We start from the raw sequence: 19922 nt of genomic DNA on the forward strand, positions 1-19922 counted from the left end.
GGGGTGGCCCGGCCGGGTGCGTGACGGCGCACCCGGCCGGGCACATTCGTGGGGCCGGGACGGCCTGGTCCTAGACCAGGCTGTCCCGCCAGGCCCGGTGGAGGGCGGCGAAGCGGCCGGAGCCGCTGATCAGCTCCTGTGGGGAGCCATCCTCCACGATCCGGCCCTGGTCCATCACCAGGACCCGGTCGGCGATCTCCACGGTGGAGAGCCGGTGGGCGATGATCACGGCCGTCCGCCCGGCCAGGACGGTGCGCATCGCCCGCTGGACGGCCTGCTCCCCGGGGACGTCCAGCGAGCTGGTCGCCTCGTCCAGGATCAGCACCGCGGGGTCGGCGAGCAGGGCGCGGGCGAAGGCCACCAGCTGGCGCTGGCCGGCCGAGATCCGGCCGCCGCGCTTGCGCACGTCGGTGTCGAAGCCGTTCGGCAAGGCGGCGACGAACTCGTACGCGCCGATGTCCCGGGCGGCCTGCTCGACCTCCTCGCGGGTGGCGTCCGGGCGGCCGAGGGCGATGTTCTCGGCGACGGTGCCGGAGAACAGGAAGGACTCCTGGGTCACCATCACCACGCCGCGCCGCAGGTCGGGCGTGGTGAGCTCGCGCAGGTCCACGCCGTCCAGCCGGATCCGGCCGTCGCTCGGGTCGTAGAAGCGGGCCAGCAGCTTGGCGACCGTCGACTTGCCGGCGCCCGTCGCGCCGACCACCGCCACCGTCTGACCGGCCGGGATCAGCAGGTCGAAGGGCGGCAGCACCTCCTTGCCGGTGCGGTAGGTGAAGCGGGTGCCCTCGAAGGAGACTTCGCGGCCCTTCCCGGTGGCCCCGGGCAGCTCGGCGGGCTCGGCCGGCTCGGCGACCGTCGGCTCGTGGGCGAGCAGGCCGGAGATCTTCTCCAGGGCGGCGGCGGCCGACTGGTAGCTGTTCAGGAACATCGCCAGCTGGTCGATGGGGTCGAAGAGCCGGCGCAGGTAGAGCGCGAAGGCGGTGAGCACGCCCAGTTCGAGCGCGTCGTCCACGACCAGGTAGGCGCCGAGCACCACCACGCCGGTGGTCCACAGGTTGGCGGTGGCGCGGGAGAGGCCGACGTAGCGGGCGATCTCCAGCAGGCCGTCGGCGGTCGCGGTGGCGGACTGTCCGTTGACCACGGCGAAGGCGGCGTCGTTGGCCTTCTCGCGGCGGAAGGCCTGCACCGGGCGGATGCCGTTCATGGTCTCGGTGAAGCGGACGATCAGCGAGGCGGCCGAGGTGCGCGAGCGCCGGTAGACCCGGCGCGAGCGGGTCCGGAAGGAGTGGGCGATCAGGGCCAGCGGCAGGAAGGCCGCCAGCGAGACCAGGCCGAGCCGCCAGTCCAGCACCACCAGCAGCAGCGAGATGTAGCAGACCGACAGGAGGACCGTCAGCAGCTCCTGGAGGCCCTCGGAGAGCAGCTCGCGCAGCGCGTCGATGTCGCTGGTGGCGCGGGAGATGATCCGGCCCGAGGTGTAGCGCTCGTGGAAGTCCAGGCTGAGCCGCTGGGCGTGCCGGAAGATCCGGCCGCGCAGCTCCAGCACGATGTCCTGGTTGACCCGGGCGCTGATCTTGATGAACACCCACTGGAGCACCGGGCTGAGCAGCGCGAAGAACAGGTAGGCCGCGACCACGGCGATCAGCGGCCCCGCGTCGTCGTCGCGCAGCGCCGGGATGCCGCGGTCCATCGCCACCGCGACCAGCAGCGGGCCGGACTGCAGGGCGGCCTGCTGGACCAGGATCACCACCATCGCGACGGTGATCCTGGCCCGGTGCGGGCCGAGCAGCGAGCGCAGCAGTGCCCGGGGCGCGCCGGGCGGGACGGGTATGTCCTCCTCGTCGGCCGGCGGGGCGGGCAGTTCCTCCTCGACGGGTTCGGCGGCCCCGGCCCTGGTGGGTTCGGCGGTGGTCGTCATGCGAGCCCTGCTTTCGACGTGAGGGGGCCCTCGGGTACCGGGGCGGCCTCGCCCGACATCAGTTCCCGGTAGTGCGCGCAGTCGCGCAGCAGCTCCTGGTGGGTGCCGACGGCCGTGATCCGGCCGTCTGCCAGCACCGCGACCCGGTCGGCGAGCAGCACGGTGCTGGGGCGGTGGGCGACGACCAGGGCGGTGGTGGTGCCGAGGACCTCGCGCAGCGCCCGTTCGACCAGGGCCTCGGTGTGCACGTCCAGGGCGGAGAGCGGGTCGTCCAGCACCAGGAAGGCCGGGTCGCCGACCACCGCGCGGGCCAGCGCGAGGCGCTGGCGCTGGCCGCCGGACAGGCTCAGGCCCTGCTCGCCGACCTCGGTGCCGTGGCCCTGCGGGAGCTTCTCGACGAAGCCCGCCTGGGCGGTGGCGAGGGCGGTGCGCAGCTGTGCGTCGCCCGCGCCGGGGGCGCCCATCAGGACGTTCTCCCGGACGGTGGCGGAGAACAGGGTGGGCTCCTCGAAGGCGACCGCGACGAGCTCGCGCAGCCGCTGCCTGGGCAGCTCGCGGATGTCCCGGCCGTCCAGCGTGATGGCGCCGGCGGTGGCCTCGTACAGCCGGGGGAGCAGCGCGGTGAGCGTGGTCTTGCCGCTGCCGGTGGTGCCGACCAGGGCCATCGTCTCGCCGCTGCGGATGTGCAGGTCGATGCCGTCCAGCAGGTCGGGGCTGTCCTCGGGGGCGTCGGGGTAGCGGAACCGGACGCCGGTGAAGCGGATGCCGTCCGGGGCGGCGAGGCCGGTGGCGGTGCCGGGGTCCGGGGTCTCCGGTTCGTCCAGCACCTCGAAGAAGCGGTCGGTGGCGGTGGCGGCCTCGTTGGCGTAGGCGAGCAGCCAGCCGAGCGACTCGACCGGCCAGCGCAGCGCGAGCGCGGTGGAGAGGAAGGCGACCAGGGCGCCGGCGCTCAGCTCGTCGTGGGCCACCAGGTAGGCGCCGACGGCGAGGGCGAAGCCGAGCGCGATCTCCGGCAGGCCGACGACGACCGCCCAGAGGTTGGCGAGCAGGTGCGCCTTGCGCAGTTCGGTGCGGCGCAGCTCCTGGGACTGGGCGCGGAAGCGCTCGGCCATCGAGCGGTGCCGGCCGAAGGCCTTGAGGATGCGGATGCCGAGCACGGACTCCTCGACCACGGTGGCGAGGTCGCCGTTCTGGTCCTGGGCGAGCCGGGAGGCGCCGGAGTAGCCGGCCTCGAACCGCCGGGTGAGCACGAACAGCGGGACGACCGGGACCAGGGTGATCAGGGCGAGCCGCCAGTCCTGGGTGAACATCACCACGGTGCCGGCCAGGAACATCACCGAGTTGACGATCAGGAAGACCAGCGGGAAGGCCAGGAACAGCCGCATGGTGTACATGTCCGCGGTGGCCCTGGAGAGCAGCTGGCCGGAGCCCCAGCGGTCGTGGAAGGAGACCGGAAGGCGCTGGAGCTTGGCGAAGAGGTCCCCGCGCATCGCCGTCTCCAGCCCGGCCAGCGGGCGGGCCAGCACCACCCGGCGGGTGTAGAACAGCGCGGACTCGACCAGGCCCAGGACGAGCAGCAGGCCGGCCAGCGGCCAGAGGCCGGCCAGGTCGTGCCCGGCGAGCGGGCCGTCCACGATCCGGCCGAGGACCACCGGGACGGCGAGGGTGCTCAGCATGCCCAGGGAGGCGGCCGTCACCGAGACGGTCAGCCGGCCGCGGACGGCGCGGGCGTACGGCGACAGGCGCAGCAGCGAGCGGACCGCGGAGTGCCGCGGCCCGGTTCTGCCGGCTCCTCCGGGCCCGCCGGTTCCGGTGGCTCCGGCGGTGTCGGTTCCGTGGGTGTCGTCGGCTGGGGGGCTTCCCGGGGTCGGGTTCTCGGGGTCCTGCCTGTTCTCGGCCATCGCGGTGAGAGTAGGCAGAGATCCCGTCACTTCTCATCCGGTTTTTCGCTCCTGTCGGTGGTGCGCGGCGAGAACCGGCCACTCGAACGGGCGAGACGGGCGTGCGACAGGGGGCGCGTGCAGCCGTTCGTGCGGGGACGAGTGCGCCGCGCGCCTCTTGCGAGCGCCTGCTGATCGGCCGATTACATCTCCTGACGGATGCCCACTGATACACGAGTGAACAGGAGTGCACACATGACGGTCGAAACCGAGCCCACCCCCGGACCCGGATCAGCAATCGTGCAGGTACGGGCCCAGCTCAGCCTCAGCACGACCGCGGCCCGGAACCTCGCGACGACGACCAAGTCCAAGCCGCAGATGCAGGAGATCACCTCCCGCTGGCTGCTGAAGATGCTGCCCTGGGTGCAGGTCAGCGCGGGCACCTACCGGGTCAACCGGCGGCTGAGCTTCGCCCCCGGGCGCGGCCGGGTCAGCTTCGCCAAGACCGGCTCCGCGGTGACGGTGATCGCCCCCTCGCTGGCCGAGGTGCCGGCGCTGCGCGGTTTCGAGGACGAGGAGGTGCTGGCCGAGCTGGCTCGCCGGTTCGTGCAGCGGGACTTCGCGCCGGGCGACGTGCTGGTGCAGGAGGGTGCGCCGATCGAGGAGGTGTTCCTGGTCGCGCACGGCAAGGTGGACCGGATCGGCACCGGCAAGTACGGCGAGCAGACCGTGCTCGGCGGCCTCGCGGACGGCGACTCGATCGGCGACGAGTCGATCACCGAGGGCGGCGGCAACTGGCCGTACACCGTGAAGGCGAGCACCTCCGGCGTCGTGATGGCGCTGTCCTGGGGGGTGCTCCAGGAGCTGATCGGCCGCTCCGAGTCGCTGCGCGAGCAGCTGCTGGGCTTCGCCGCCGACACCGCGCAGGCGCAGAACGAGCACGGCGAGGCGGAGATCGACCTCTCGGCCGGCCACCAGGGCGAGTACGAGCTGCCCGGCGCCTTCGTGGACTACGAGCTGAAGCCGCGCGAGTACGAGCTGAGCGTCGCGCAGACCGTCCTCAAGGTGCACTCCCGGGTCGCGGACCTCTACAACAAGCCGATGAACCAGACCGAGGAGCAGCTGCGGCTGACCATCGAGGCCCTGCGGGAGCGGCAGGAGCACGAGATCATCAACAACCCGGAGTTCGGGCTGCTCAGCAACGCCGACTTCGACCAGCGGATCCAGACCCGCACCGGGGCGCCGACCCCGGACGACCTGGACGAGCTGCTGAGCCTGCGGCGTGACACCGACTACCTGTTCGCCCACCCGCGGGCGATCGCGGCCTTCGAGCGGGAGTGCAACCGGGCCGGCCTCTACCTGCCCACCGCCGACGTCCTCGGCAAGCACCGGCCGACCTGGCGCGGAGTGCCGATCTTCCCGTGCAACAAGATCCCGGTGTCCGGCCAGCAGACCACCTCCTTCATCGCGATGCGTGTCGGCGAGGACAACCAGGGCGTGGTGGGCCTCACCCAGATCGGCATCCCGGACGAGGTCGAGCCGGGCCTGAACGTCCGGTTCATGGGGATCGACGAGAAGGCGATCGCCTCGTACCTGGTCAGCACCTACTACTCGGCGGCGGTGCTGGTGCCGGACGCGATCGGGGTGCTGGAGAACGTCGAGGTCGGGCACGCCGGCAGCTAGGCGCGTCTTTCCGTCCGGCTGTCCGGCTGTCCGGCGGTCAGGCGGCGGGGGCGGGCGCGCGCAGCAGTCGCAGCGAGCGCCCGCCCAGGACGACGGTGCCGTGCGGCCGGCCAGGGTCCGGGCCAGGGTCCTGACCCTGGCCGGCCGTGTCGATCACGGTCTCGTACGGGGCCTCCGGCGCGGCCCAGGGCTCGCCGGGCAGGGTGAACACCACCGGGTCCGGGCCCGCGTTGAGCAGCAGCAGGAAGCTGTCGTCGCTCAGCGGCCGCCCGGCCCCGTCCCGTTCGGACATCGCGGTGCCCGAGAGCAGCATGCCGAGGCAGGCGGTCGGCGCGAACCAGTCGGCCTCGGTCATCTCCCGGCCCAGCGGGGTGAACCAGGCGAGGTCGGGCTGGCCGCCCGGGGTGGCGGCCCGGCCGGAGAAGAACGCCCGCTGCCGCAGCACTGGGTGGGCCCGGCGGAGCCGGACCAGCCGGGCCGTGAGCGCGCACAGTTCCTGCCAGCCGGGCTCCGCCAGCAGCGACCAGTCCAGCCAGCCGACTTCGTTGTCCTGGCAGTAGGCGTTGTTGTTGCCGCCCTGGGTGCGGCCCAGCTCGTCCCCGGCGGTGAGCATCGGGACGCCGGCGGAGAGCAGCAGGGTGGCCGTCAGGTTGCGCAGTTGGCGCAGCCGCAGCGCGGCGACCGCGGGGTCGGCGGTCTCGCCCTCGGCGCCGTGGTTCCAGGAGCGGTTGTCGTCGGTGCCGTCCCGGTTGTCCTCGCCGTTGGCCCCGTTGTGCTTGTGGTCGTAGGAGACCAGGTCGCGCAGGGTGAAACCGTCGTGCGCCGTCACGTAGTTGACCGAGGCGTACGGGCGGCGGCCGGCCCGCTGGTAGAGGTCGGAGGAGCCGGAGAGGCGGTAGCCGAGCTCGCGCACGTCCGGGCGGGCGCCGCGCCAGAAGTCCCGTACGGTGTCGCGGTACTTGTCGTTCCACTCGGCCCACAGCGGCGGGAAGCCGCCGACCTGGTAGCCGCCGGGGCCGACGTCCCAGGGCTCGGCGATCAGCTTCACCCGGCTGAGCAGCGGGTCCTGGGCGACGGCGGCGAGGAAGGGGTGGTCCGGGTCCACGGCGTCGCCGCCGTGCGGGCCGCCGCGGGCCAGGGCGGCGGCCAGGTCGAAGCGGAAGCCGTCCACGCCCATCTCGGCGACCCAGTAGCGCAGCGAGTCGGTGATCAGCCGGATCACCTGGGGGCGGCGGGTGTCCAGGGTGTTGCCGCAGCCGGTGTAGTCGGCGTAGCCGCGCGGGCGGTTCGGCGGGAGGCGGTAGTAGGCGGCGTTGTCGATGCCGCGCAGGGAGAGCGCCGGGCCCAGTTCGCCGCCCTCGGCGGTGTGGTTGAACACCACGTCGAGGATCACCTCGATGCCGGCGGCGTGCAGGGCGCGGACCATCCGCTTGAACTCGCCGACCTGGCCGCCGCGGGAGCCGGAGGCGGAGTAGCCGGCGTGCGGGGCGAAGTAGCCGATCGTGTTGTAGCCCCAGTAGTTGACCAGGCCGCGGGCCTGCAGGTGGTCCTCGCTGGCGTGCTGGTGGACCGGCAGCAGTTCGACGGCGGTCACGCCGAGGCGGGTGAGGTGGGCGACGGCGGCGGGGTGGGCGAGGCCGGCGTAGGTGCCGCGCAGGGGCGGGGGGATGTCGGGGTGGCGCATGGTGAAGCCGCGCACGTGCAGCTCGTAGAGGACCGTCTCGGCCCAGGGAGTCTTCGGGCGGTGGTCGTCGTACCAGTCGTCGTCGTCGTGGACGACCACGGACCTGGGGACGTACGGGGCGGAGTCGCGGTTGTCCCTGACGGTGTCGGCGACGTCCGCCTCGGGCCAGTTGCGGACGGCGGCGCAGACGGCGTCGTGGGAGGCGTAACAGCCGTCGATGGCACGGGCGTACGGGTCGAGCAGCAGCTTCGCGGGGTTCCAGCGGGCGCCCGTCCACGGGTCCCAGCGGCCGTGGACGCGGAAGCCGTAGCGGGTGCCGGGGCGGACGCCGGGGAGGAAGCCGTGCCAGACGTGGAAGTCCTGTTCGGTGAGGCGGTGGCGGCTCTCCCGGCCGTCCTCGCCGAAGAGGCACAGGTCGACGGCTTCGGCGCCGGCGGCCCAGAGCGCGAAGTTGGTGCCCGGGGGCCCCGGTCGGCCCGGCGGCCCCGGGGGGCTCTGGTGGGTGGTGTGGGCGGTCCGGTAGCGGGCGCCGAGCGGTTGCCAGCTGCCGGGCCACGGAGGGGTGTCCGGTCGTACCCCGGCTTCCAGCTTCTGCCCTGACGCCATGGCCGTACCTCCCTGGGCGGGGTGTCCTGGGCCCCGTTCAGCTTTTCTTTCCCGGATTGGGGAGGGCGGAAGCCGTTGAACGGGGGCTTACCGGCGGATGGCGGGTGGGATTCCCGGGGATCGGCGTGTCCCGTGCCGGTGCTCCTCGTTGTCCCGGGTGTCGGACGTGAACAGTGGGAGGCCCCGGGATGCGGCGCCGAGGATGGGTGTGGGCTCGGGGTGCGGCGGCGGTGGGCTGCTGTCTGGCCGTTCTCACGGGGTGTGGTGGTGGCGTCTCTCCGGAGGCGTCCGCCGGCGACGCGGCGACGCCGGGCGGGCACAGCGCCCCGCCGGCGCCCTCCCGCGCGGTGGTGACGGCGCAGCCGGCCGACCGCGCGCAGGACGTGCAGCCGGTCGGGGCGGTCCGGGTGGCCGTCGCGCAGGGGCGGCTGGTGTCCGTGCGGCTGGCCGACACCAAGGGCGGTGAGGTGCCCGGCACGATCAGCGCGGACGGCGGCGGGTGGGTGCCGGACGGGCCGCTGCCGCTCGCCACCGCGTTCACGCTGGATTCCGTCGCCGAGGACGACCAGGGGCAGAAGGCCGCCCAGCACTCGGAGTTCACGACGATGACTCCGGCGCACACCTTCGTGGCGTTCTTCACCCCGGAGGACGGGTCCACGGTCGGCGTCGGGATGCCGGTCTCGCTGCGCTTCAGCCGTCCGATCGCGGACCGGGCGGCGGTGGAGAAGGCCGTCCAGGTCACCGCCGACCCGCCGGTGCCGGTCGCCGCGCACTGGTTCGGCAACCAGCGGCTGGACTTCCGCCCCGAGCAGTACTGGGCGGCCGGCACCAGGGTGACGGTGGCGCTGCGGCTCAAGGACGTCCAGGGCGCGCCGGGGGAGTTCGGCACCCAGAGCAGGGACCTGCACTTCACCGTCGGGCGGGCGCAGGTCTCCACCGTCGACCTGGACGCGCACACCCTGACCGTCAGGGCGGGGCAGGGCGGCAAGGTGGTCCGGGTGCTCAAGGTCTCCGGCGGCAGCCGCGGCCACTCCACCTACCGGGGGGTGATGGTGGTGTCGGAGAAGTACCCGGTGACCCGGATGAACTCGCAGACCGTCGGCATGGGCGACGAGTACGACATCAAGGACGTCCCGCACGCGATGCGGCTGACCACCTCCGGCACCTTCGTGCACGGCAACTACTGGGCGGCCCCGGGGGTGTTCGGCTCGGCCAACACCAGCCACGGCTGCATCGGGCTGGCCGACGCCAAGGGCGGGGCGAGCAAGGACTCCCCGGCGGGCTGGCTGTTCGAGCACACCATCCCGGGGGACGTGCTGGACGTGCGGGCCTCGTCCGGGGACTTCGTGCCGCCGCAGAACGGGCTCAACGGCTGGAACGTGCCGTGGGAGCAGTGGGTGGCCGGCAGCGCCCTGCGCCGGCCGTAGGGGCCTTTCACCCCGTTTGACCCGTCTTCACATCTTTTTCACGCCCGCTCCACGGGACTCCTCCCAGGATTCACCCGGATGGCTTGGCTATCCTGCTCCGGCGCGTCCGGGCCCGCCCGGAAAGATCGGCGGGCGGTGCAACTCATGGGGGCACTCAACGCGTCAAGTGAGTGAATACCGGGAGGGGAGAAACCGTGAAGACGGGTAAGACGGCCGGGGCCGCGATACGCACCAGCAACCGCTACGGGCGCAGGGGTGCGATGGCGCTGGTCATGGGTGGGGTCCTGCTGCTCACCGCCGCGTGCGGCGATGACAAGGGCAGCGATGCAGGAGGGTCCGGGGGTGCCGGCGGCGGCAACGCGGCGTCGGCGCCGGCCGCGGGGGACGGCGGCGGGTCGTCGACGCCGAAGCCCTCGGCCGCGGTGCTCGCCGTGGAGCCGAAGGACGGTGCCCAGGACGTCGCGCCGAACGGGCTCCAGGTGTCCGTCGCCAACGGCAAGCTCACCACGGTCGAGGTGACGGACAAGAACGGCAAGCCCGTCGAGGGGGCGATCACCCCGGACGGTGCCGGCTGGAAGCCCGCGGGGGCGCTCGCGGTCGGCATGGCGTACAAGGTGAACGCGCAGGCCAAGGACGGCGAGGGCCTGGTGGCCGCGTCCACCACCTCGTTCACCACGCTGACGCCGGAGAAGAAGGTCTCCACCAACGACAACATCAGCGACAACGCCACCTACGGCGTCGGGATGATCGTCTCGGTGGAGTTCAACAAGCCGGTCAAGAACAAGGAAGCGGTCGCCAACGGCATCACCTTCGAGACCAGCAACGGCACGGTGGTCAAGGGCCACTGGTTCAGCGACAAGCGGGTGGACTTCCGTCCTGAGCAGTACTGGGCGCCGGACACCAAGGTGACGGTCAAGTACCGGCTGAAGAACGTCGAGGTCTCCCCGGGCGTCTACGGCGACGTGGACAAGGACGAGCCGTTCACCATCGGCCGCTCGATGATCTCCACCGCGGACGCCAAGTCGCACCAGATGACGGTCGAGCGGGCCGGGCAGAGCACCACCGTGCCGGTCACCCTGGGCGCGGACGCGACGCCGTCCTGGGGCGGGACGATGGTCGTCATGTCCAAGGAGAAGGTCACCCGGATGAACTCGCAGACCGTCGGTCTCGGTGGCGAGTACGACATCAAGGACGTCCCGCACGCGATGCGGCTGACCACCTCCGGCACCTTCGTGCACGGCAACTACTGGGCCAGCCCGTTCGGCAAGACCAACGCCAGCCACGGCTGCGTGTCGATGCAGGACCTGAAGGGCGGCAGCGACTCCTCGGTCGCGGGCAAGTTCTTCAACGACTCGATGGTCGGCGACGTCATCAAGGTCGTGAACACCAAGGAGAAGACCGTCTCGCCCTCCAACGGGCTCGGCGGCTGGAACGTGGACTGGGCCGGCTGGTAGGCCCTGTCCGGAGGCCGGCCCGGGTGCTCCGGGGCCTCCGGTGAGTTTTCCGTCGTGCGGCCCGGTCCTCACCCGTTGGGGTCGGGCCGCCGCGGTTTCCGGGGCGGCGAACCCCGGTCATGGCGCAACCTTTCCGGTGGCCGGGTGCGTGTACCGCTCGGGTCCGTCGGGTCCACGGGGAGTTTCTCGGGTTTTCTGAGGAAGGGAATCGACGTTGAGATCGATACGCGGAGTGGTGGCGGCCGGCCTGGTCGGCGGGGCGATGGTGCTGACGGCCGCCTGTGGCGGCGGCGGGGGCGGCAGCGCGGCCAAGGCGGACCTCGGGGCGGGTGCGGCGGCCACCGCCAAGCCCGCGGCGGCGCCCACCAGTTCGGTGCCGAAGGTCTCCACGGCGGCCGTGAGCATCGAGCCCGCAGCCGGCTCGGTGGACGTGGCGCCGAACGCGCTCAAGGTGGGCGCGAGCGGGGGCCGGCTCACCACCGTCAAGGTGAGCGACCGGACGGGCAGGGAGGTCCCCGGCACCATCGCCGCCGACGGCCTCAGCTGGACGCCGTCGGCCGGCCTGGAGGTGGGCACCGCCTACCAGGTCAGCGCGATGGCCGCGGACGCCGACGGCGCGGTCGCCACGGCGGACAGCAGCTTCACCACGCTGACCCCGACGGCGCTCGCCAAGGCCGCCGACAACGTGGACAACGGCGCCACGTACGGCGTCGGCATGATCGTCTCGGTGAACTTCAGCAAGGACGTCAGGAACCGGGACGAGGTCGCCAGGGGCATCACCTTCGAGACCGACAACGGCATCGTGGTGAAGGGCCACTGGTTCGACGACCGGCGGCTGGACTTCCGCCCGGAGCAGTACTGGAAGCCCGGGACCAAGGTGGTCGTGCACTACCGGCTCAAGAGCGTCGAGATCGCCCCGGGGGTGTACGGCGGGGACCGGGACGAGCCCTTCACGATCGGGCGGTCCCAGATTTCGACGGTTGACGCCGCGGCGCACAAGATGACGGTCGTACAGGGTGAACAGACGAACGAGATCGACATCACCTCGGGCTCGCCGGAACACCCCACCTGGAACGGCACGATGGTGGTCATGTCCAAGGAGGGTGTGGTGCGGATGCAGTCCAGCACCATGCCGGGGATGACCGGTTCGCCGTACGACCTCCAGGTGCCGCACTCGATGCGGCTCACCGAGTCCGGGACGTACGTGCACGGCAACTACTGGAGCGACGCCTTCGGTGAGGACAACGTCAGCCACGGCTGCGTGGGCCTGAAGGACGTCAAGGGCGGTGGGGACGCCACCACGATGGGCAAGTTCTACGACGGCTCGCTGGTCGGGGACGTCATGGTGGTGAAGAACTCGACGAAGAAGGAGACGCTCGACCCGGCGAACGGGCTGAGCGGCTGGAACGTGCCGTGGAGCACCTGGTAGCCGACGGCTGACGGGCGGTGGGGTCAACCTGGCTTGACGAAAGTCGGCCCTGTTGGCCCCTTCTTGCTTCCGGCATATGCCGACGCGGAGAGATCGTTTGCTCATTGTCCGTACGCGGCCGCTTGCGTTCCGCAATGATGGTCCGCATGGCGGGTTGGGGCGAAGCAGATCAGTCGTCGGTTTCCGGGGCCGGTGCGGTGGCCGCCGAGGTGTCCTTCATCGATGTGCGGGAAGGGCTCCCGGCGCTGGAGCGGCTCACCTCCGAGGAACTGGAGGAGATGTACTCCGGCAGACTCTGCGACCAGTCCGCGCCGAACGAGGTGCGGCTGCCGTCCCGGCCGGAGTCGGGCCCGGTGGCCCGCCGGCTGGTGCTCTCCGTCCTGGAGTCCTGGGACCTCCACCAGCACCTGGAGGTCGGCGAACTGCTCACCGGCGAGCTGGTGGCCAACGCGGTGCGGCACGCGGCCGGGCGCACCATCGGCCTGCACGTGAGCCGCAAGCCCGGCTGGCTGCGGATCGAGGTCCGAGACTCCTCCCGGGCCCTGCCCTGCATGATCCTCGCCGAGGCCAAGCCGGTGAACGAGCGCGGGCGGGGGTTGAGGATCGTCGACGACCTCGCCGACCGCTGGGGCGCGAACCTGCTGCCGCGGGGCAAGGGCGTCTGGTTCGAGCTGAAGGTGCGTGAGCGGGGCTGAAGGCTCCCGGGCGGCGGGGCCCCGGGAAACGCGCAGGGCCCGGGAAACGCGCGGGGCCCCCGGATTCGCCGTGGTCCGGCGGATGGGGGCCCCTGCAAGTCATCGCGCCGGCCAAGGGGGTGCGTGCCGCGCGATGGGCGTCGGCAGTGCCAGGTCGGGCCCGCCGAAGTCATCGGCCCAGGGCGGCGTGCGGTGTCGCCCGCCGTTGGGCTGCCTTGACTATCGCATGGATCTCAGCATGTGGGCAAACCAGATGACTTCGAATGCAAGGCGTGTTACCTAGTTCACCTTTGGAATTTGCATAGGTTAACGCCATTGCCTGTGAATATTCATGATCGCGATGGCGTCGCCTACGCTGTGGTCCGCCACGGGTTACGCAGCGAGAGCATCGGGGTGTCGACGTAGAGCCTCGTCGCGGTGCTGTGCAGCGCCTCCCGCAGGTACGGGTGGAGGACGGTGATCCCGATCCGGTCGATGAACCGCTGCTCCAGGTCCTTCGCCAGCTCGAACGGCTCGCCGACGGAGAACGCGGCCACCGCGTCGATGGCGAACTCCGCCTGGGCGTTGACCAGCTCAAGGCGGCACCGCACCTCCAGTACGCCCCCTCGTTCCGGTCGCGGAGCCATGCGCTCAGCGTCGTACCGGTGCTTGGCTCCTCGGAGGCTTCCTGCCGGTCGAAGAGGCGGCGGCCCGAGACCTCCAGGAACATCACGTCCAGAAGGTCGGCGGCGCCGGCGATCTCGTCGAGAGATTCGAACCGCCGCACCGTCTTGCGCGTGGACCGGCCCGCCGTCACGCGGTCACCGGGCGCCGGCTGTCAGGCGGGTGCGACTGCAGAGCAGGTGTGGCCGACCATGATGTGGAGCCTGGCGCCGATGGCCCGTGCATAGCGCTGCAGGGTGGAGTAGCGGGCGTCGCCGCCGATGCGTTCGAATTCGGAGACGGTCGACTGCGACGTTCCCATGCGCTGTGCGACCTCGCGCTGGGTAAGACCCCGCTTCTGGCGGGCCACGACCAGTGACTCGACCAGCTCGGCGTAGGCCTCGGAGTCTTCCAGCGCCGCTGCGGTGCGGGGGTCGTTCGGGTCGATACCGAGTAGATCATGCAGTGTGGGTGCCATGGTCTTCCTCCCTCCCGTTGTTCCTGCAGTCTCGACCCGGTGCATCAGGGTGTGGAGCTTGGCCCGCTCGTGCGTGGCGAGCCGGGCCTTCTCCAACTCCTTGAGTACAGGCGCCGATCCGTCCGCGCCCTCGTAGAAGGCCCACTCACGTTCGTTCAACTCCCACCCGCCATGCGTCTCACCTAAATGCGCTTATAGGAAGTCTAGGGGCGAGTGGGGTCATCTTGGGTCGGGTGTCACATTATGGGTGTCACCTCAAGAGGCTTGGGTGGATGGGACGTTGTCGCGGAGGAGCGCGCCCCGGGCGCGGGCGGCGTGGGCGTGGACGGCGGTGGGGGAGAGGCGGCCGGGGTGGCGGGGCGGCGGGTTCGTGGGGGTGCCGCCGTGGCAGGTGCGACAGAGGCCGCCGAGGAGGGCGTGGGTGCGGCACGGGGTGCGGCAGGCGGTGCATTCGAGGATGCGGGCGGACTGTGGCTGTGGCTGCTGCTGGGGCCGCGGGCGTTCCGGGGGGAGCTTGTCGAGCAGGCGGCGGCGGGTGAAGGCCGCCGGGCTGTGGACGCCGTCCCGGGGCAGGCCCGCCGTGAGTGCGGCGGTGAAGAGGGCCGGGGTGGTGCCCCGGGTCAGCCACTCGGCGGCCAGCGGTTCGAGGGTGGCGCAGTCGGCGGCGGAGAGGGCGAGGCGGGGGTCGGCGAGGCCGAGGCCGGCGAGGGCGGCGTAGGCGGCCGAGACGGGGGAGGTGCGGTTGCGCGTTCGCTCCGTCGGGGGATCGGGGGCGGCCGAGGTTGACGCCTCGCCGGTGGCGAGGAAGCCGGTCCACCAGGCGTCGGGGCGGGGGGTGCGGGAGAAGTAGGTGTGGAACACCCAGCGGCAGTCGGTGGAGCTGAGGCGTTCGCGGACGCGGCGCAGGTGGCCTGCGGTGGAGAGCCTGGTGAGGGCGGTGCGGCAGGCCATCTGCCCGTAGTGGGGCTGGAGGACGGCGAGGGTCTTGACGTCCATGGCGGCGCCGTCGGGGAGGTGGTCGATGAGCGAGGCGAGGTAGGCCTCGCGGGCCGGGAGGTGGGCGAAGTCGGTCGCGGAGCGGGGGAGTTGCTCCGGCGCGGACTGCTTGCCGTACCCGGGCGCGGCCATGGCGGTATTGTCGTGGGTAGCCACAGGATCGAGCTCGCATTTCGATCGTGCCGGTCAGACCCCCGTTCGGTGTTGGAGCACCGGCCGGGGGTTGTTTCGTTGGTGCGCACGCTACACGGGGGAACCCGCTGTGGTGTAGTCGTGACGATAAGTCATATGTGCTGCGTGCAGGGGTGGTTGGAAGGTTCTTACCCACCCATTCCGCTAAAGGGTCACTCGGCTCGTGGCACTTGAGCTTCGGAGGCGAAGGAGACGAAGGCGGCCCAGGCCTCGGGGGAGAAGGTGAGGGTGGGTCCGCTGGTGTCCTTGGAGTCGCGGACGTGGACGGTGGAGGGGAGGGCGGCGACTTCGACACACTCGTTGCCATCGTGGTTGCTGTAGCTAGAGCGGTGCCATGGCATGGGGGCAGTCATAGTTGCTCCATTGTCTTCCGGATGAACTGTGCGGATTCCCGTGCGTTCAGGGCCTGTGCGCGGATCCTTGCGTGGCGTCGGCTGAGTTCACCCACGAGGCGCGGGTCGGAGTGGAGGGCGTTCGTTCCGTGTGTCTCAACATACGCGTACTGCTCGTTGTTGATCATCTCCAGGATGATGAGCGATCCGGAGAGTCCGGAGGGAGTGATCTGCCCGGCGGGGATGACGTGGATCCGCACGTTGTGTGAGTCTTCGAACTCCAGCAGCCGGCGGAGCTGCTCCTTCATGACGTCCTTGCCGACGATGGCAGTGTGGAAGGCGGCTTCGTAGATGGTGAAGCTGAACAGCGCCTCGGGCTCCGTGAGCCGCTCCTGCCGCTTGAGGCGGATCGCCAGGCGTTCTTCGGAGATGGCGTTGTTCACGGGTGGAATGGGCTGGCTGAGGAGTGCCCGGGCGTAGTTCTCGGTCTGCAACAAGCCCGGGATGTGAAGGGCCTCGTAGAAGTAGCAGGCGACTGCCTCCTTCTCGACTTCGAAGATGGTATCGCTGCTTGCCGGCCTGTTCTCCGGGGCGAGGTAGGGGTGCGCCCCCACCAGCAGGCCCTTGGCGTCGCACAGTTCGTCGGCCGCCTGAAGCAACTTGAGCGACGGCCTTCTCCTCCCCGCCTCCATCGACCGCACGCTCTCGATGTCGTAGTGGGATTCCGCGGCCAACTGCTCCCGGGTCACGCCCGCGAGGGTGCGCCACCGCTTGAGCTGATCGCCGCAGTACTTCCACGACATCGGGTTTTCCTTCGGCACGCTCACGGTCCCGGGCCCCTCCCTGCCCTGGTCGCAGGGCGGTTCAAGCTCTCGCTGTACAAATGGCGTTACTGCTGAGGCTATGCCCGGCTGCCGACCCTTGAAGGGTGAAAAGGCCGAACTCAGCCCTCACGAGTGAAGCCCCCGTACACCCCCCCAAGGACTCTGATGCTCACTCAGCCCGTCGACCTCGTCGAGTGGATGTTCCCCCGCCTCCCCCGCAGCGCCGGCCGCGCCCGCGTCCGCTTCATCCGGCAGGTCTTCGAGTGGGAGGTGCCGATCGACTCCGCCGAGACCGGCCTGATCCTCCTCAGCGAACTCGTCACCAACGCCTGCCGTCACGCCCGCTCCCAGCGTGACCGGATGATCGGCGTGCGCGTCGTCCTCCCCACCGACTCCCTCCTCCGGATCGAGGTCTCCGACGGGAACACCGAGCTTCCGAAGATCCGCCACACCACCCCCGACGACGAGTCCGGCCGTGGCCTCGAACTCGTCGCCGCCCTCGCCACCTCCTGGGGCGCCCACCTCCGGGGCGAGGGCTACGCCGGCAAGACCGTCTGGTGTGAACTCGCCCTCCCCACCCCGGCCAACCCCCACGACTGACTTTGTTGCCCCACCCCACAGCGGCCGCCCCACCCCGCGCGCGAGAAGTCGACCCCGCCGACTTCTCGCGCCACGTGGGTGCCGAAACCCTCGTCCCTCGCCTTCGGGCCCCGTCTCAGATAATCTGATTCCATGAGGCTGATGACTGCAACAGAGGCTTCGAGAAGCTTCGCCGCCGTGCTGGACTCGGCGGAGCACGGCGAGACGATCGTCGTCACCCGAGGCGGTCGCCGCATTGCGGTGATCGGGCCGGCACCCTCGGGCAACGGAGCCGCGCTGAATGACGTTCTCCGGCGGTTCGGGCCGGATGAGGACTTTGCGGCGGACGTGGCATCCGCTCGCTCCCTGCTCGACGACAAGGTGACCGAGTGGCCCGCCGACTGATTCTCGACACGGGTGTTCTGATTCAGGCAGAACGGAACGGAACCGGTGAACTGTTCCACCCCGGTGACGACGTGGCCATCTCTGCGATCACCGCAGCCGAACTGCACCTCGGAGTGGAGCTGGCCGACGATACTCGTCGGCCTCGACGGCAGAGCTTCGTGGACGCGGTCCTCGCGGTGGTCCCGGTGGAGGACTACACACCGGAAACGGCCCGGATCCACGCGAGGCTGATGGCGCACGTCCGCAGGCAGGGCAAACCGCGGGGCGCCCATGATCTGATCATCGCAGCGACCGCGGTGGCCACCGCCCGGGTGCTGGTCACCACGGACGCTTCCGCCGGATTCGCGGACCTGCCCGGCGTCCAAGCGATTACGCTCGGTCTCTTCAGCTGAGGGCCGCGCGAGAAGTCGACCCCGCCGACTTCTCGCGCAGGGCCCCGCCGGGTGGGGCGGTCACGCGGGCATGACGGTGGACCCGAACCTACGGGTGGTAGAGGGCCCGGGCCCGCGCCAGGTCGACCGGCCCGCCCTCTCCGAGGCGCAGGAAGTACTCCACCTGCCACGCCTGGGTGCCGTGGGCCTGGCGACTGGTGGTGGTCACCCAGGGCGGGTAGACGCGGAACGCCCGCTTCCCGCCGGTGCGGTTCCGGGACACGATGCCGCGCTCGCACAGCACCTCCCGCGGGAACACGAACTGGCCGACGCGGTCGCCGTCGCGACTGCTGACGACGAAGAGGTCGACCCCGTCGCTCGTGTCGAAGGGCCGGATCGGTCCTTCGTCGGACCGCAGCCAGAAGGTGACGAACTGGCCGGCCTTCGTCGGAGTCGTCTTGGCCACGCGGAACCGCACCGAGAGCCGGTCGAGCGTGAACCCGTGAGCCACGTACTCGGCACTCTCCGGTTCGGGCACGGGCTGTGAGCAGCTGAAGCCGCTCGGGTCGTACACCGAGGCCTTCGCCGCCAGCAGGTCGCCGTGAAGCCCCGCCCACGGCCGATTCGTCGACATCCCCGCATCCTGCCACCACCGAATCGCCCGGCTCACCCGCGACCTGCGCGAGAAGTCGACCCCGCCGACTTCTCGCGCATGCGCCCCCGGTCCGCTTCCGCACGCCGGTCGACCCGGATGCGGCGCGGCGCCAGGATGGCAACCGGTTGTGTCCGTCTCATCATCAGGAGGGGCAGCATGGGAGAACACTCGAAGCCGCCGCAGGACCCGAGCCAGGGGACTCCCCCGCCGAACAACGCCGATGGGAAGGTCACCCCGCCGCCGCCGAGCAACGGCAAGCACAAGAAGTGATGCCGAGCGACGACGGGAGCCTGACCGGGTACCGGGCAGGCCTGCACGTGGAGATGGAGCAGCGCGGGGCGTGGCCGGAGGACTCGCCGTGGCTGCGCGAGGCCTTCGCCGCGCTGCCACGAGACCGGTTCGCGCCGGACCGGTTGTGGCGGTGGGACGGTTGGGCCTACGTGCCGGTCGACCGGGAGGACGACCCGGGCGGGTGGGCCGCCGAGCTGTACGCCGGCGTCGACGCGCCGGCCGTCACCCAGCTCACCGGCGGCCTCCCGTCGTCGTCGCTGTCCGCGCCCTCCGTGGTGTCGGACATGCTGGACAGCCTCAGGGTGGAGCCGGGGCACCGGGTGTGGGACGTCGGCACCGGCCAGGGCTGGTCGGCGGCGCTGGCCGCCTGGCGGGCCGGGCCCGGCCTGGTGGTCACCACCGAGGTGGACGAGCGCCTGGCCGCGTTCGCCCGGGCCAGGCTCGCGGACGCCGGACTCGACGTCGAGGCAGCGGCAGGCGACGGCACCGGCGGCGGGTTGCCCGGTGGCGGCAGGGTCGACCGGCTCCACGCCACCTACGCCGTCGAGATCGTCCCGTGGTCCTGGGTGGAGGCGGTGCGCCCGGGCGGACGGATCGTCTACCCCTGGGGACGACTCGGATACGTCGCCCTCACCGTCGCCGACGACGGCGCCGCGCACGGCTGGGTCCACGGCCTGGCCCAGTTCATGGGCGACCGGCACGGTCCGGCCCAGCCGAGCAGTGGGCCCGCCGCGTACGCGCGGGTGCGTGGCGGCGCCGAACCCGAGGCCTGCCGGCCGCTGGACCGCGACCCGGCGGGCCTGGAGGACTGGCACCTCAGGTTCGCGCTGCGCGTCGCCGTCCCGGACGCCGTGCTGTTCACCGACCGGAGCGGGGGCGGGCCGACCACCGTGGTCCACGACGGAGACCGTTCGTGGGCCGAGATCCGTCAGGACGGGGGTGGCGGGCCCTCGTTGTCGCAGGGCGGTCCGCGCCGCATCGGCGACGAACTGGTGGCCGCCTGGTCCCAGTGGGAGGAGCTCGGCCGCCCCGAACTCTACGACTACGGCGTCACCGTCACCGCCGACTCCCAGTGGGCGTGGCAGGGCGACCAGGACACCGGCCCGCGCTGGCCGATCGGAGGTCTGGACCCGGGCGCGCGGTGACTGTTCCCGGCTCCTCCGGCTCCTCCGGCTGAACGGTGTGGACGGCCGCGCCATCGCCGAACCGGCGAAGGCGCGGCCTCGCGGGCGCCATGAGTGGCCGGTCCCGCCTCGGCCCTGTCCGCAAGACCGACTGACGCCGCGCGAGAAGTCGGCCCGGCCGACTTCCCGCACTGGCGGTCGGCTGGGCGTCGGGGCGGAGCAACCGGCTGAGTCAGGGGGTGAGTACGAGGCCGACC

General features: G+C 71.4%; 18 protein-coding genes. 9 read left to right on the plus strand and 9 right to left on the minus strand.

What is annotated here, in order from left to right; translation table 11 throughout:
* Positions 1-70: 70 nt before the first annotated feature.
* Together BU198_RS20530 and BU198_RS20535 are read right to left on the minus strand one after the other, a co-directional pair.
* A complete protein-coding gene (locus tag BU198_RS20530; RefSeq protein ID WP_188298307.1) occupies positions 71-1918 on the minus strand; it encodes an ABC transporter ATP-binding protein in 1848 nt (615 codons plus the stop codon).
* A complete protein-coding gene (locus BU198_RS20535) occupies positions 1915-3819 on the minus strand; it encodes an ABC transporter ATP-binding protein (RefSeq protein WP_188298308.1) in 1905 nt (634 codons plus the stop codon). The genes BU198_RS20530 and BU198_RS20535 overlap by 4 nt, the downstream gene beginning before the upstream one ends.
* A gap of 234 nt (positions 3820-4053) precedes the next feature.
* On the opposite strand from BU198_RS20535, the gene BU198_RS20540 reads away from it, so the two are divergent.
* On the plus strand, positions 4054-5481 hold the full coding sequence (locus BU198_RS20540) for a family 2B encapsulin nanocompartment shell protein (RefSeq protein ID WP_188298309.1): 1428 nt from the start codon (positions 4054-4056) through the stop codon (positions 5479-5481).
* A gap of 37 nt (positions 5482-5518) precedes the next feature.
* Here the strand turns inward: BU198_RS20540 and glgX are convergent, their stop codons facing one another.
* A complete protein-coding gene (glgX, locus tag BU198_RS20545) occupies positions 5519-7771 on the minus strand; it encodes a glycogen debranching protein GlgX (RefSeq protein WP_188298310.1) in 2253 nt (750 codons plus the stop codon).
* A gap of 350 nt (positions 7772-8121) precedes the next feature.
* Between glgX and BU198_RS20550 the strand changes: the two genes are divergently transcribed.
* The 4 genes from BU198_RS20550 to BU198_RS20565 all read left to right on the plus strand — a co-directional run bounded on the left by BU198_RS20550 (position 8122) and on the right by BU198_RS20565 (position 12776).
* Positions 8122-9198 carry an Ig-like domain-containing protein gene (locus BU198_RS20550; RefSeq protein ID WP_317620221.1) on the plus strand — a complete coding sequence of 359 codons (1077 nt, stop codon included), beginning with the start codon at positions 8122-8124 and terminating at the stop codon, positions 9196-9198.
* Positions 9199-9392: 194 nt separating this feature from the next.
* Entirely contained in the window at positions 9393-10652 is a 1260-nt protein-coding gene (locus BU198_RS20555) for an Ig-like domain-containing protein (RefSeq protein ID WP_317620222.1), read from the plus strand.
* Between the two features lie 214 nt (positions 10653-10866).
* Entirely contained in the window at positions 10867-12081 is a 1215-nt protein-coding gene (locus BU198_RS20560; protein ID WP_188298312.1) for an Ig-like domain-containing protein, read from the plus strand.
* 209 nt (positions 12082-12290) lie between these two features.
* The gene (locus BU198_RS20565) at positions 12291-12776 is read left to right on the plus strand and encodes an ATP-binding protein (protein WP_317620223.1); all 486 of its coding nucleotides are present in this window, start codon (positions 12291-12293) and stop codon (positions 12774-12776) included.
* Positions 12777-13126: 350 nt separating this feature from the next.
* Here the strand turns inward: BU198_RS20565 and BU198_RS20570 are convergent, their stop codons facing one another.
* The 5 genes from BU198_RS20570 to BU198_RS20590 all read right to left on the minus strand — a co-directional run bounded on the left by BU198_RS20570 (position 13127) and on the right by BU198_RS20590 (position 16243).
* Positions 13127-13402: a hypothetical protein gene (locus tag BU198_RS20570; RefSeq protein WP_188298313.1), complete on the minus strand. Its 276-nt coding sequence runs from the start codon at positions 13400-13402 to the stop codon at positions 13127-13129.
* Between the two features lie 191 nt (positions 13403-13593).
* Complete coding sequence (locus tag BU198_RS20575) at positions 13594-14055, minus strand: helix-turn-helix domain-containing protein (RefSeq protein WP_188298314.1); 462 nt, start codon at positions 14053-14055, stop codon at positions 13594-13596.
* 96 nt (positions 14056-14151) lie between these two features.
* Positions 14152-15024, minus strand: a complete 873-nt coding sequence (locus BU198_RS20580) for a hypothetical protein (RefSeq protein WP_188298315.1) — start codon at positions 15022-15024, stop codon at positions 14152-14154.
* 212 nt (positions 15025-15236) lie between these two features.
* Positions 15237-15437 carry a DUF397 domain-containing protein gene (locus tag BU198_RS20585; RefSeq protein ID WP_188298316.1) on the minus strand — a complete coding sequence of 67 codons (201 nt, stop codon included), beginning with the start codon at positions 15435-15437 and terminating at the stop codon, positions 15237-15239.
* A complete protein-coding gene (locus BU198_RS20590) occupies positions 15434-16243 on the minus strand; it encodes a helix-turn-helix transcriptional regulator (RefSeq protein WP_317620224.1) in 810 nt (269 codons plus the stop codon). Before BU198_RS20590 ends, BU198_RS20585 begins: the two co-directional genes overlap by 4 nt.
* Positions 16244-16405: 162 nt before the next feature.
* Between BU198_RS20590 and BU198_RS20595 the strand changes: the two genes are divergently transcribed.
* The 3 genes from BU198_RS20595 (at position 16406) to BU198_RS20605 (ending at position 17616) form a co-directional block, all read left to right on the plus strand.
* Complete coding sequence (locus tag BU198_RS20595) at positions 16406-16840, plus strand: ATP-binding protein (protein ID WP_188298317.1); 435 nt, start codon at positions 16406-16408, stop codon at positions 16838-16840.
* A 141-nt stretch (positions 16841-16981) separates the two neighbouring features.
* On the plus strand, positions 16982-17224 hold the full coding sequence (locus BU198_RS20600) for a type II toxin-antitoxin system Phd/YefM family antitoxin (RefSeq protein WP_223244692.1): 243 nt from the start codon (positions 16982-16984) through the stop codon (positions 17222-17224).
* Positions 17209-17616: a PIN domain-containing protein gene (locus BU198_RS20605; RefSeq protein WP_188298319.1), complete on the plus strand. Its 408-nt coding sequence runs from the start codon at positions 17209-17211 to the stop codon at positions 17614-17616. The genes BU198_RS20600 and BU198_RS20605 overlap by 16 nt, the downstream gene beginning before the upstream one ends.
* 88 nt (positions 17617-17704) lie before the next feature.
* Here the strand turns inward: BU198_RS20605 and BU198_RS20610 are convergent, their stop codons facing one another.
* Entirely contained in the window at positions 17705-18229 is a 525-nt protein-coding gene (locus BU198_RS20610) for a MepB family protein (protein ID WP_188298320.1), read from the minus strand.
* A gap of 290 nt (positions 18230-18519) precedes the next feature.
* On the opposite strand from BU198_RS20610, the gene BU198_RS20615 reads away from it, so the two are divergent.
* The gene (locus tag BU198_RS20615; RefSeq protein WP_223244693.1) at positions 18520-19686 is read left to right on the plus strand and encodes a protein-L-isoaspartate O-methyltransferase; all 1167 of its coding nucleotides are present in this window, start codon (positions 18520-18522) and stop codon (positions 19684-19686) included.
* Positions 19687-19922 lie beyond the last annotated feature (236 nt).

Source organism: Streptomyces sp. CBMA156, from assembly GCF_014596515.1.
Taxonomy (GTDB): domain Bacteria; phylum Actinomycetota; class Actinomycetes; order Streptomycetales; family Streptomycetaceae; genus Kitasatospora.